Source organism: Pseudomonas eucalypticola (assembly GCF_013374995.1).
Taxonomy (GTDB): Bacteria; Pseudomonadota; Gammaproteobacteria; order Pseudomonadales; family Pseudomonadaceae; genus Aquipseudomonas; species Aquipseudomonas eucalypticola.
In genome coordinates this window covers 1723938-1736984 of record NZ_CP056030.1, presented here as the reverse complement: position 1 = coordinate 1736984, position 13047 = coordinate 1723938, and the positions used below count along the sequence as shown (strand labels likewise).

The following is a 13047-nucleotide window of genomic DNA, read 5'->3' as shown; positions in this document are numbered from 1 at the left end:
GCACGGGCGTCCCTAGACTGGCGAACACGCACGCCAACCGGGAACCACCCACATGCTCGACACTCTTGTCTGGGACGATGACCTGATCCGCCGCCACGATCAGCCCGGCCCCCGCTACACCTCCTACCCGACCGCCGTCCAGTTCAACAACCAGGTAGGTTCCTTCGACCTGCTGCACGCCCTGCGCGACAGCCGCAAGGCCATGCGCCCCTTGTCGCTGTACGTGCATGTGCCGTTCTGTGCCAACATTTGCTACTACTGCGCGTGCAACAAGGTCATCACCAAGGACCGCGGCCGCAGCCAGGTTTACCTGCAGCGCCTGGAGCAGGAAATCCAGCTGATCGCCTGCCACCTGGACCCACGCCAGAGCGTCGAGCAACTGCACCTGGGCGGCGGCACCCCCACCTTTCTCAGCCATGACGAATTGCGCCGGCTGATGGCCTGCCTGCGCAGCCATTTCAACCTGCGCCTGGACGACAGCGGTGATTACGGCATCGAGATAGACCCCCGCGAGGCCGACTGGTCGACCATGGGGCTGTTGCGCGAACTGGGCTTCAACCGGGTCAGCATTGGCGTGCAGGATTTCGACCCCCAGGTGCAGCGGGCGGTCAACCGCCTGCAAAGCCTGGAACAGACCCGCACCATCATCGAGGCCGCGCGCACCCTGCAATTTCGGTCGGTGAACCTGGACCTGATCTACGGCCTGCCCCGGCAAAGCGTCGACAGCTTCGCGCGCACGGTGGACGAGGTCATCCAGCTGCAACCCGACCGCCTGTCGGTGTTCAATTATGCGCACCTGCCAGAACGCTTCATGCCCCAACGGCGCATCGACCACGTGCAGTTGCCGCCCCCCGGCGCGAAGCTGCAAATGCTCAAGACCACCATCGAGCAACTGACCCGGGCCGGTTATCGGTACATCGGCATGGACCACTTCGCCCTGCCCGACGATGAACTGGCCATCGCCCAGGAAGAGGCGCAATTGCAACGCAATTTCCAGGGCTACACCACCCATGGCCACTGCGACCTGATCGGCCTGGGCGTCTCGGCGATCAGCCAGGTGGGCGACCTGTACTGCCAGAACAGCAGCGACCTCAACGACTACCAGAACGCCTTGGCCGACGCACAACTGGCCACCGCGCGCGGCCTGGTGTGCGACGCCGATGACCGCATACGCCGGGCGGTGATCCAGCAACTGATCTGTCATTTCGAATTGGACTTCGCCGCCATCGAGCAGCGCTTCAACATCGACTTCCACGGCTACTTCGCCCCCGTCTGGGCGCCCCTGCGCGCCATGGCCGAGGAAGGCCTGGTCAGCCTCGATGCCCACGGCATCCGGGTGTTGCCAGTGGGCCGGCTCCTGGTGCGGGGGGTGTGCATGCTGTTCGACGTGCACCTGGGCGAGCAGAACCGCCAACGCTTTTCCCGGGTGATCTGAGCGCCGCACATCTGGTCGGAGCCGCAGGGTGCGACTAAAGCGCGGCTGGTTTGATCCGTATCAAAGGGGTACCCTTACAGTCATTGTGTGTTTCACCAAAGGATTTGTACCGATGTCCGAGCCAGTCAAACTGCGCACTGTCACTCAGGCCCACTGCAAGGATTGCAGCCTGGCACCCCTGTGCCTGCCCCTGTCGTTGAACCTCGAAGACATGGAAGCCCTGGACGAAATCGTCAAGCGCGGCCGCCCGCTGAAGAAAGGCGAATTCCTGTTCCGCCAGGGGGACCGCTTCGGTTCCGTGTATGCGGTGCGCTCAGGCGCGCTGAAAACCTTCAGCCTCAGCGATGGCGGTGAAGAACAGATCACCGGCTTCCACCTGCCCAGCGAACTGGTGGGCTTGTCGGGCATGGACGCCGAGGCCTACCCCGTCTCGGCCCAGGCCCAGGAAACCACCTCGGTGTGCGAGATTCCGTTCGAGCGCCTGGATGAACTGAGTGTGCAACTGCCCCAGTTGCGCCGCCAGTTGATGCGGGTCATGAGCCGCGAAATTCGTGATGACCAGCAGATGATGCTGTTGCTGTCGAAGAAGTCAGCCGACGAACGGATCGCCACCTTCCTGGTCAACCTCTCGGCGCGTTTCCGTGCCCGTGGCTTCTCGGCCAACCAGTTTCGCCTGAGCATGTCGCGCAACGAAATCGGCAACTACCTGGGGCTGGCCGTGGAGACGGTGTCGCGGGTCTTCACCCGTTTCCAGCAGAGCGAACTGCTGGCCGCCGAAGGCAAGGAGATCCATATCCTGGACCCTATCCAACTGTGTGCCCTGGCCGGTGGCACCCTGGAAGCGTGACTACGACCTGACCGATCGAACAGGTATACTGGCGGGCATATTTTGCCTGCCAGGACTTCACCACGATGGTTATCGACACCTTCAGCTTCAAATCCCTGATCCGCCCCGTCGTGGACTTCCCCAAGCCCGGTGTCATCTTCCGTGACATCACCCCGCTGTTCCAGTCGCCCAAGGCCCTGCGCATGGTGATCGACAGTTTCGTGCACCGCTACATCGACGCCGACTTCAGCCACATCGGCGCCATGGACGCGCGCGGCTTCCTGATCGGCTCCATCGTCGCCCATGAACTGAACAAGCCGCTGATCCTGTTCCGCAAGCAAGGCAAGCTGCCCGCCGACGTGCTGGCCGAGGGCTACAAGACCGAGTACGGCGAAGCCTTCCTGGAAGTGCACGCCGACAGCCTGTGCGAAGGTGACTCGGTCATCCTGTTCGACGACCTGATCGCCACCGGCGGCACCCTGATCGCCGCTGCCAACCTGGTGCGCCGCATGGGCGCGCGCGTGCACGAAGCCAGCGCCATCATCGACCTGCCGGAGCTGCTGGGTTCCCAGCGCCTGGAAGACATGGGCATCCCGACGTTCTGCCTGACCAACTTCGCCTTGACCGATATGTAAACGCCCCTGTGGCCGGCAGCTGCGTTTGCCGGCCACGCGAAACATCAAGATACAAGAAAGCAGGCAATGCCTCTGCCGCTTTACGTCCTACACATTTCTCCCACCTGAAACACGCTCGCCGTGTGGCAGACGGCTCGGTGTATCGGTAGCCGTGGTCTGCTTCCTAACGTTTGGCCAAAACCCTGTAGGACCAGCAAACAGGGAGGCCGGCCATCTGCTTTGTCGTTCTTGTTTTGCTGTCGCCCACCCGCTATTTATCCCCCAAGGCACCCTCAACGCGACTGATCCCTCAGAGACCCGCCATGCACCGAACCCTGCTGTACTTCATTGGCGCCATCCTGGTGGGCGACGGCCTGATGAATTTTCTGGTGCCGCTGGTGGTGTACGGCCTGACCGGCAGCCTCGGCTACGCCGGGCTGGCCTACCTGGTGTCCTGGTTGCCGCGCCTGGTGCTGATGCCGTTGGTGGGGGGCGCGATCGACCGTTGGGGCGTACGGCCGCTGTCCATCACCGCCGACCTGATCAAATGCGCCGCCTGCCTGGGCGTGCTGGCGCTGATTCAGGGCCAGGCGCCTGGTCTGGTGCTGACGGTTGGCGCCGGGTTGCTGGGTAGCCTGATCAGCATTGGCAATGCCCAGACACTGCTGAGTTGCGAGAAAATCATCGCGGCCCGCCCCCAGCACCTGGATCGTGACGCGAATCGCCTGAGTCGTCTCGACCAAGGGGGCATGGTGCTCGGACCGCTGCTGGGCATGATGCTCTTCACAACCGGCTATACGCTGCTATTGGCACTGGCTGCCAGCCTGTATCTGGCCAACGCACTGTTCTTTCTTTTCTATACCGGGCTTCCCGACACGGCCGACAAGCGGTTGGCCGGCCAGCCCCCTGCTGGCCACTGGCGAGCAGCGTTGCTGATTTTCATGGGCAGCCCACTGTTATGGCTGATGACCTTGCTTGCCGTGGGCAACAACGCCTTCGATGGCACCATCGAGGCCAGCGGTGCGGCGCTGGTGGACCGGCTCATGGCGCTGCCCATCCAGTATTACGGGTTGATCGACCTGTGCGCCGGCGTGTGCGGCGTCGCGGCCACGATGCTGTACGCCCGGCTGATCGGACGCCTGGGACGTCATGGGCTGTTCGCCGCATCCCTGGCCCTGGCCCTCGCGGCCAGCGCCCTGCTGGTCGCGGTGATGGAGGCGTTGTGGGCATTCCTGGCCTGCTACGCGCTGGGCATCGCCGCCAAGGTGATGATGGGCAATTACATGCGGGTCATGCGCATCAGCCTGATTCCCCAGGCGCACTTGGCCAGCGTGTCGGCCATGATCAGCCTCGTGAACCAGTCGATCCTGCCCGTGGTCGGGCTGTTGATCTATTGGTTCGATCGTCAGGGCTGGTCGATTGCCGGGCTATTGGTCGCCAGCATCCTCTTGTCGGCATTGGCCGGCTGGCGAGTGCTGGCCCAGGGCCGCCAGGTGGCCCCTGCCAGCGGCGCGGCCGCTACAGGCTGATCGGTTTGCGCCCGGCGAACGAATGCGCCAGGGTGCCGCCGTCGACCATTTCCAGTTCGCCGCCCAACGGCACGCCGTGGGCAATGCGCGAGGCGGTCAGGCCCTTGCTGGTCAGCAGTTGCGCGATGTAGTGGGCGGTCGCCTCGCCTTCAACCGTGGGGTTGGTGGCCAGGATCACCTCGGTGAAGCTGCCCTGCTCTTCGATACGCGCCATGAGCTGCGGTATGCCGATGGCGTCCGGGCCCAGGCCGTCCAACGGCGACAGGTGGCCCTTGAGCACGAAGTAGCGGCCGCGATAGCCGGTCTGCTCCACCGCGTACACGTCCATCGGCCCTTCCACCACGCACAGTAAGGTGTCGTCCCGCCGGTGGTCGGCGCATTGCGGGCACAGTTCTTCTTCGGTCAAGGTGCGGCACTGACGGCAATGGCCCACACCTTCCATGGCCTGGCTCAGGGCCTGGGCCAGCCGCGTGCCGCCACTGCGATCGCGCTCCAGCAATTGCAGCGCCATGCGCTGCGCGGTTTTCTGACCCACGCCGGGCAAAGTGCGCAAGGCGTCGATCAGTTGGCGGATCAAGGGGCTGAAACTCATGGGGTCAATGCCTGGCAAAAAACAACGAGACGCGGTTTATACCCGCGCCCCGGGGTGGCGTCAAATGCTCACGCCTCAGACACTTTGACCACCAGCTTGCCAAAATTGTGCCCCTGCAGCAGGCCGATAAACGCTTCGGGCGCTTGCTCCAGTCCCTCGACCACGTGCTCGCGATAACGCACCTTGCCGTCCCGTACCCACGGCACCATGGCGGCGAGGAATTCGGCATGGCGGTCACCGAAGTCGTCAAAGACGATGAAGCCTTGCATGCGGATGCGTTTGGTCAGCAAGAGGCGCGGCAACAGCGACAAGCGGTCGGGGCCTTCGGGCAGATCGGTGGCGTTGTAGGCGGCGATCAGCCCGCACACCGGGATTCGGGCGCGCGGGTTGAGCAGTGGCATCACCGCTTCGAACACTTCCCCGCCGACATTCTCGAAGTACACGTCGATACCCTGGTCGCAGGCCGCGGCCAGGTCCTGGGCGAAGGTGGGTGACTTGTGGTCGACGCAGGCATCGAAGCCCAGCTCGTCCACCACGTAGCGGCACTTGTCGGCACCGCCGGCCACGCCCACTACCTTCAAGCCCTTCAACTTGGCCACCTGCCCCACCACGGAGCCCACGGCACCCGACGCGGCGGCTACCACCAGGGTCTCTCCGGCCTGGGGCTGGCCGATGTGCATCAGGCCCATGTAGGCGGTCATGCCGGGCATGCCCAGCACGCCCAATGCCAGCGAGGGCGACGGGATGCCAGCGGGCAGCACCACCAGGTCATCGCCCTTGGCGATGCTGTGGGTCTGCCAGCCGGTACTGCCTACCACCTGGTCACCGGGGTGGAATTTCGGGTGGCGCGACTGCTCGACGACGCTGACCGCGCCGCCGGTCATGACTTCGCCAATCTGCACGGGGGCGGCGTAGGAAGGGGCGTCGCTCATGCGCCCGCGCATGTAGGGGTCCAGTGACAGGTAAAGCGTGCGCAGCAGCACCTGGCCGTCTTCCAGCTCAGGCAACGCCTGGCGTTCCAGGCGGAAATTCTCGGGGGTTGGCGCGCCCTTGGGGCGCGAGGCCAGCACGAAACGCTGGTTGAGGATCAGGTCCTGGGACATGGGGGGCTCCTTGGTGAGAACAACACTCTAGACCAGACCGTGACGGGGTTGAAGGCGTTCAACCTTTTGCAGCGACACCGTGTTGGGTGAAGGCATTTGAGGGGAATATGCGGTGGACCTGATGTTGCGCGGCGTTCGAGACGCGGCCAGGTCCGCTGCTACCTCGTCCGCGTAGCAGCGGACCTGGCCGCGTCGGCGGTGCACGCGGTGGGCCTGACGTTGCGCGGTGTTCGTGACGCGGCCGGGTCCGCTGCTTCCTCGTCTGCGTAGCAGCGGACCCGGCCGCGTCGGCGGTGTAGGCGGTGTGCCTGATGCTGCGCGGTGTTTATGACGCGGCCGGGTCCGCTGCTACAGCGGTCGGCGTAGCAGCGGACCTGGCCGCGTCGGCGGTGCACGCGGTGGGCCTGGTGTTGCGCAGCGTTCGTGACGCGGCCGGGTCCGCTGCTACCTCGTCCGCGTAGCAGCGGACCTGGCCGCGTCGGCGGTGCACGCGGTGGGCCTGATGTTGCGCGGCGTTTGTGACGCGGCCAGGTCCGCTGCTACCTCGTCCGCGTAGCAGCGGACCTGGCCGCGTCGGCGATGCACGCGGTGGGCCTGACGTTGCGCGGTGTTCGTGACGCGGCCGGGGCCGCTGCTACCGGGGGAATCGCGGTGGTGGAAACGACGATGCCAGGCATGAGCCTGGCATCGGGGTGCAGCGCAAGGTGCCTTAGAACGGCATCTTGAAGCCCGGCGGCAGTTGCATGCCGGCGGTCATGCCGCCCATCTTGTCCTGGCTGGCGGCTTCGATCTTGCGCACGGCGTCATTGACGGCCGCGGCGATCAGGTCTTCCAGCACGTCCTTGTCTTCCTGCATCAGGCTGTCATCCAGGCTGACACGCTTGACGTCGTGACGACCGGTCATCACCACGCTGACCAGGCCTGCGCCGGATTGCCCGGTCACTTCGGCGTTGGCCAGTTCTTCCTGCATCTTGGCCATTTTTTCCTGCATCTGCTGGGCCTGCTTCATCAGGCCGGCCATGCCACCTTTCATCATGGGGATCACCTCATCGGTTGTTTGGTTTGCCGTGCGGCACGCGCCAAGGCAACGTACCGCACGTGGTTAACGGGTTACTGGCTTTGGCTGACCAACGCCTCGACAGGTTCAATAGTATCCTCACGCACCACCGCACCGAACTCCCGAATCATCTGCTGGATGAACGGATCGCTGTGGATGGACGCCTCGGCCTCGCCCTGGCGCTCGGCACGCCGACGGGCGGCGGCCTGGGCCGGGGTTTCCTGCTCGGGGCGGATCAGCTCGATGGTCAGCGTCAGGGTGCGCCCGTGGTACTGGTTCAGGGCGTCGTTCAGGCGCCGCTGCTGGGTGCTGTTGAACAGCGCACTGTGGGCCGGGTCCAGGTGCAGCAACCAGTGGTCGCCGTCCACGGCGATCAGGCTGCAGTTGGCGGCAATGCTGCCGGTCATGCCGGAAATCGGCAGTTTCGCGAACAGTTCCAGCCATTGCAGGGCCAGGCCCGTGGCCGGCTTCGAGGCCGGCAACGGCTCAGGCTCAGGCGTCGGCTCCGGCACGCTCTCGCTGGCCAGGTCGTCCAGGTAACTATACGAAGCGCTGTCGACGTCGGGCTCGTAATAATCTTCGTCCAGCGGCGGCTCGTCGTCGCGGTCCATGCCTGCGGGCACGTACTCGATGGGCGGCGAATCGGCTTCCGGCGCCGGCGGCACCACGCTGGCGGGCACTGGCGTCGGCATTGGCGTCAGGGCGGGCTGTTCGGCGACCACGTCCAGCACCGGCTCTTCGGTGGGAACGGGCAGCGGGTCGGGCTCGACCGCCGGCGCCGGCGACGGCTCGATGGGCTTGGGCTCGTTCCACGGCAGGTCGACTTCTTCGGCCACGGGCGCGGGCGCTGCCTGCGCCGACACAGGTGCTGGCGGGGGCGCAGGCGCAGCGACCGGTGTTGGCGCTGGGGCCGGCGCCGGGGCAGCAATGGCCACCGGAGCAGCTGCGATAGCCGGGGCTTGCGGGGACTCAGCCGTGGCTTGGCTGGTCCCCACCGGCTTTAACACCGGCCTGGGGGCGTCGCCGGTATCCGCCGGGCGGAACGCCAGCATGCGCAGCAGGACCATTTCGAAACCACTGCGCGGGTCCGGGGCCAGCGGCAGGTCACGGCGCCCGATCAAACCCATCTGGTAGTAGAACTGCACGTCCTCGGCGGGCAGCGCCTGGGCCACCGCCAGCACGCGGTCGCGGTCGCCATGGCCGTTGTCCACGGCGTCCGGCAGGGCCTGGGCCACCGCCACGCGGTGCAGCACATTGAGCATTTCCGACAGCACGCCATTCCAGTCCGGGCCCTGTTCGGCCAGGTGGCGCACGGCTTCCAGCAGCGCACGGGCATCCCCTTCGAGCAACGCCTGCAGCACGCCATACACCTGGCCGTGGTCCAGGGTACCGAGCATGGCCCGCACGTCGGCGGCCAGTACCTTGCCCTCGCCGAAGGCAATGGCCTGGTCGGTCAGGCTCATGGCATCACGCATGGAACCGTCGGCAGCGCGGCCCAGCAACCACAATGCATCGTCTTCGAACGGCACGTTCTCGGCACCCAGCACGTGGCTCAGGTGCTCGACCACGCGCTCGGGGGTCATGTTCTTCAGCGAGAACTGCAGGCACCGCGACAGAATGGTGGCCGGCAGCTTCTGCGGGTCGGTGGTCGCGAGGATGAACTTGACGTAGGGCGGCGGCTCTTCCAGCGTCTTGAGCAAGGCGTTGAACGAGTGGCTGGAGAGCATGTGCACTTCGTCGATCAGGTAGACCTTGAAGCGCCCGCGGCTTGGCGCGTACTGCACGTTGTCGAGCAGTTCGCGGGTATCCTCGACCTTGGTGCGGCTGGCGGCGTCGATCTCGATCAGGTCGACGAAGCGCCCTTCGTCGATCTCCCGGCACACCGAGCACTCACCGCACGGGGTGGAAGTAATGCCGGTTTCGCAGTTCACGCACTTGGCGATGATACGGGCGATGGTGGTCTTGCCCACCCCGCGGGTACCGGTGAACAGGTAGGCGTGGTGCAACCGCTGGTTGTCCAGCGCGTTGATCAGAGCCTTGAGCACATGGGTCTGGCCAACCATTTCGCGGAAGGAGCGCGGACGCCATTTACGTGCAAGAACCTGATAACTCATCGAAAACCGTCGCAACTAGAATGCCAAAGACCGCTAATCGTAGCGGAGCAGGGGCAAAAAAGCATCCAATGGCTCGCGTAACCTGTATTACAGCGCCTCGGCATCATACAGCGCCGCCCGGCCGATCACCGTCCCGCGTGCCAACAGGGCCCCCGGGGCCAGCACGGCGTTGGCGCCCAGGCGCGCACCGTCGCCGATCAGCGCACCGAACTTGTCGCTGCCGGTGGACACCAGCGCGCCACCCAGGCGCACCCGCACCTGCTTGTCGTCCCGCTCGTTACGGTAATTGCAGACGATACTGCCCGCCTCCAGGTTCACATCCCGCCCCAGCACCGAGTCACCGACGAAGTTGAAATGGGCGAGTTTGCTGCCGGCGAAGACGAAAGACGTCTTCAATTCCGCCCCGGGGCCGATGATGCACCCCTCCCCCAGCCAACAGCCACCGCGCAGCAAGGCGCCGGCAGCGATGAAACACCCTGGCCCGACCACCAGCGGCCCTTTGAGCAACGCGCCAGGTTCCACCGTGGCCGTGCGATGAATGGCTTGGCCATCGGCGATGCGGTAGTCGTGGGGGGAAAGCATCGCCAGCCAGGCCGCCACCTGGCCAGGGGCATCGGCGACCAGCGCCCAAGGCGTCATGCCGGCCCAGGGTTGCCAGGCAGGCAAGGTGAAATCGTGCAGGTATTCGCTCAGGTCAAACATGGGAAATGCCCCCGTGGTGCCAGTCGGAACAGCGACTATAGGCAAGGCGGGCAAACTCGACCATCAGACCCTTCCCAAGCAGAAGCCGGAAGCATCCGGCAATGCTGCCCTTTTCATCTCGGCCAGGCAGATAGTGGCTACGCTATGGCGTGCACGTCTTTTCATGGCACGGAGCAGCCGATGCGTCTGACCTTGACCGCGCTGGCCCTGGTCGCTGGCCACTGCCTGGGGGCTGAAGCCCCCCTGCGCTTTCCCATCGCCGAGAGCTGGGCCATGCCCCTGGCGCAGGTGGTGGACGGCCAGCCCGTCCAGGGCATTCTCTATGATCTGATGCGCAGCCTCGCCCAACAGGTGGGCGCGCCCGCCGAATTCCATGTGATTGCCCGCCTGCGCCTGGGCGCCGCCATGGAGCACGGCGATGTGGATGTGCGCTGCTACGCCGCCCAGTCGTGGCTGCCGGGCCTGAGTGGCGACTATATCTGGAGCCTGCCGCTGATCACCCAGCGCGACTACCTGGTGGCCCAGCCTGGCGACAATGCCCCTGTGGACCTGGCCACCCTCGCCCCACAGGTCATCGGCACGGTGCTGGGCTACACCTATGACGCCCTGGAGGCGCGCTTCGCCAGCGGCCAACTGAGCCGCGACGACGCCCGCAGCCAGGACCAGGTGCTACAGAAGCTGCAGGCCGGGCGCTATCGCTATGCCGTGGCCAACCAGCTGTCGCTGGACTGGTTCAACCACCTGCTGCCCGCCGCGCAACAACTGCGCCCGGTGGCCTTCGTCGAGGAGCAGGCACTGGGCTGCTACGTGCGCAATGACCCGGCGGTACCGGTGCAACGCATTCTGCGCACGTTGCTGCGCATGAAGATGAGCGGTGAAATCGATCGGCTGGTCGAGCACTACACCCAGGCGGCAGCGCCCTGAGACCCTAGGCGCTGGTGGCAACGCAGCCGTCTCTGTATCCTGTGCGTCAAATTTGATACCAAATGTAAGGGACTACGATGAAATACCTGCGCCCCCTCCTGGCCGCAGCCCTGCTGTGCGCCGTCCATTTGCCTGCCCACGCCGCCACCCCGCCCGGCACCCCGCAGGCGCAGCCACACATGACCGCCGAACAATTGCTGGCCTCGCTCAAGCCCCAGCACGGCACCATCGAGCTGCCCGGTGGCATTGCCACCCTCACGCTCAACGGCGACTTCTATTACCTCTCCCCGGAAGACACCGAGCGCGTGCTCAACATCGGCTGGGGCAACCCGCCCGGTATCGAAACCCTGGGCATGATCGTCCCCAAGGCCACCAACCCCTTGTCGGAACGTGGCTGGGGGGTGATCGTCAGCTACCAGGAAGACGGTCATATTTCCGACGACGACGCCGCCAAGATCGACTACGGCCAATTGCTCAAGGACATGCAGGCCGAGGACGAGGACGACAACAAGCAGCGCCGCGAACAAGGCTATGACGGCATCAGCCTGGTGGGCTGGGCCGAGCCGCCGCACTACGACGGCCAGACCCACAAGATCTACTGGGCCAAGGAGCTCAGGGCCGACCACGCCGACATCAACAGCCTGAACTACAGCATTCGCGTACTGGGCCGCAAAGGCGTGCTGGAACTCAATGCCGTCGCGACCATGAACGACCTGCCCACCATCAAGCGTGAGTTGCCACAGGTCATGCGCTTTGCCGACTTCACCGATGGCAACCGCTACGCGGACTACAGCCCGGCCACGGACAAACTGGCCTCCTATGGCCTGGCGGCCCTGGTCGCCGGCGGCGTGGCCAGCAAGGCCGGCCTGTTCGCCAAGCTGGGCGTGCTGTTGCTGGCGTTCAAGAAGTTCATCATCGTCGGCGTCGTGGCCGTGGGCGCGTTCCTGCGCAAGCTGTTCAAGCGCAACGGCTGACCCGCCCTATGGCACCGCCGCGGCGTGCCCCTGCAACAGGCTCCCGCCGCCGGTGAACCCACCGTCATCGGTGCCCAGCAAGCGGTTGTACAACAGCCGGCTGAGCACCGATTGCGGCAAGTTGTAGTTGCGGCGAAAGGGGGTCACCACCCATTCGTTGGCGATGCTTTTCTCCATCAACCGCTCGAAACTGCCCACCACCGACTTCGCCGCATGGTCGCGGCTGACCCCGCCGCGCTGGTAGAACGCGGCCGCATCGCGCGCGGCGCGGAACAGAATGTTGCACACCTGGGCCACGGTAAATACCTTCAACGCCGTGACGATCATCGCCCGGGTCTTCTCCCCCGCCCGGTAACCCAGGCGATATTCCTCCAGCGCCATTTCCAGGAACGCCAGGCATTCGAGCAACGCCAGGTGATCACAGCAGGCCTGCAATGAGGCGGCGCCCGCCGTGATGAAGCCGGGATCCAGCACGTGGGCCTCCAGCAGCTCGTACAGCAACACGCCGCTGGCGCCGCGCACCGTGGGCAGCCACTGCACCTCGGTGAAATGCACCCGGGCATTCTGTTCGCTGTCGAGCTCCACCGCGGTGGAAATCGAGTCCGGGTCCACGGCGATCACACCGTTGCGCCACAGTTCGTTGATCAGCTCACGGTCGAAGTCGCGCATGGGCGTCAGGCGCTCGTGGCGAACCTTGCAGTAAGCCCGAATGTAGCCCAGGTCTTCGCTGCCGGCATACTTGAGCAGTGCCCACAGGTACAGGCAATGGCGGGGGTCCAGCTGCGCCAGTGGCCGTGCGTTGGCCATGCCCCGGTCCAGGGCCTCGATGATGCGTAGCCGCTTGGCGGTTTCCAGCTGCTCCTGCTCGGTGGCGATGCACGCCGGGCATCGGAACAGGCGCCGCTCGGCGCGGGAAATGTAGTCGCTGCGGGTGGCGAACTGCATCGGTTCGCCACAGCGCATGCACTTGATGACCGTCGACCAGGCCCGGGAGTGACGCTTGACCAGGGCCGTGAACTCGGTCTGGCTGATGCCTTCGTCGCGGTAGATCCTGGCCACGGTCTCGACGAAGCGCCCACCCTCCACGCGCCAATAACGCAGGCACAGCGCCTGTGTCACGGGGTCGGCGTCCACGTATTCGATGTGCAGGGCGGGTTGTTCACTCATGGGGCGGGTC

Annotated in this window: 12 protein-coding genes; 6 read left to right on the top strand and 6 right to left on the bottom strand. The window is 65.2% G+C overall.

Annotated elements, in window-relative coordinates:
* The first annotated feature begins 52 nt into the window (after nucleotides 1-52).
* The 4 genes from hemN to HWQ56_RS08015 all read left to right on the top strand — a co-directional run bounded on the left by hemN (nucleotide 53) and on the right by HWQ56_RS08015 (nucleotide 4404).
* Nucleotides 53-1435 carry an oxygen-independent coproporphyrinogen III oxidase gene (gene hemN, locus HWQ56_RS08030; protein WP_176570161.1) on the top strand — a complete coding sequence of 461 codons (1383 nt, stop codon included), beginning with the start codon at nucleotides 53-55 and terminating at the stop codon, nucleotides 1433-1435.
* Between the two features lie 112 nt (nucleotides 1436-1547).
* Entirely contained in the window at nucleotides 1548-2282 is a 735-nt protein-coding gene (gene fnr / locus HWQ56_RS08025; protein WP_158152647.1) for a fumarate/nitrate reduction transcriptional regulator Fnr, read from the top strand.
* A gap of 65 nt (nucleotides 2283-2347) precedes the next feature.
* A complete protein-coding gene (locus HWQ56_RS08020) occupies nucleotides 2348-2896 on the top strand; it encodes an adenine phosphoribosyltransferase (protein ID WP_158152648.1) in 549 nt (182 codons plus the stop codon).
* Between the two features lie 302 nt (nucleotides 2897-3198).
* The gene (locus tag HWQ56_RS08015; RefSeq protein WP_158152649.1) at nucleotides 3199-4404 is read left to right on the top strand and encodes an MFS transporter; all 1206 of its coding nucleotides are present in this window, start codon (nucleotides 3199-3201) and stop codon (nucleotides 4402-4404) included.
* Here HWQ56_RS08015 and recR read toward each other — a convergent pair.
* From recR to HWQ56_RS07990, 5 genes are all read right to left on the bottom strand, one after another.
* Nucleotides 4394-4996 carry a recombination mediator RecR gene (recR, locus tag HWQ56_RS08010; protein WP_158152650.1) on the bottom strand — a complete coding sequence of 201 codons (603 nt, stop codon included), beginning with the start codon at nucleotides 4994-4996 and terminating at the stop codon, nucleotides 4394-4396. The genes HWQ56_RS08015 and recR overlap by 11 nt on opposite strands.
* A 68-nt stretch (nucleotides 4997-5064) precedes the next feature.
* The gene (locus HWQ56_RS08005; protein WP_158152651.1) at nucleotides 5065-6099 is read right to left on the bottom strand and encodes an NADP-dependent oxidoreductase; all 1035 of its coding nucleotides are present in this window, start codon (nucleotides 6097-6099) and stop codon (nucleotides 5065-5067) included.
* Between the two features lie 709 nt (nucleotides 6100-6808).
* The gene (locus HWQ56_RS08000) at nucleotides 6809-7135 is read right to left on the bottom strand and encodes a YbaB/EbfC family nucleoid-associated protein (RefSeq protein WP_158158741.1); all 327 of its coding nucleotides are present in this window, start codon (nucleotides 7133-7135) and stop codon (nucleotides 6809-6811) included.
* A gap of 74 nt (nucleotides 7136-7209) precedes the next feature.
* Nucleotides 7210-9270, bottom strand: a complete 2061-nt coding sequence (gene dnaX / locus HWQ56_RS07995; protein WP_158158743.1) for a DNA polymerase III subunit gamma/tau — start codon at nucleotides 9268-9270, stop codon at nucleotides 7210-7212.
* A gap of 87 nt (nucleotides 9271-9357) precedes the next feature.
* Nucleotides 9358-9972: an LbetaH domain-containing protein gene (locus tag HWQ56_RS07990; RefSeq protein ID WP_176570160.1), complete on the bottom strand. Its 615-nt coding sequence runs from the start codon at nucleotides 9970-9972 to the stop codon at nucleotides 9358-9360.
* Nucleotides 9973-10152: 180 nt separating this feature from the next.
* Between HWQ56_RS07990 and HWQ56_RS07985 the strand changes: the two genes are divergently transcribed.
* Entirely contained in the window at nucleotides 10153-10896 is a 744-nt protein-coding gene (locus HWQ56_RS07985; protein ID WP_176570159.1) for a substrate-binding periplasmic protein, read from the top strand.
* 77 nt (nucleotides 10897-10973) lie between these two features.
* Nucleotides 10974-11870 (top strand): DUF2167 domain-containing protein, encoded by an 897-nt coding sequence (locus HWQ56_RS07980; RefSeq protein ID WP_158158568.1) that lies wholly within the window; start codon nucleotides 10974-10976, stop codon nucleotides 11868-11870.
* 6 nt (nucleotides 11871-11876) lie between these two features.
* On the opposite strand, the gene HWQ56_RS07975 is transcribed toward HWQ56_RS07980, so the two are convergent.
* Nucleotides 11877-13037, bottom strand: coding sequence for a hypothetical protein (locus HWQ56_RS07975; RefSeq protein WP_176570158.1), 1161 nt, complete (start codon nucleotides 13035-13037; stop codon nucleotides 11877-11879).
* Between the last annotated feature and the right edge of the window lie 10 nt (nucleotides 13038-13047).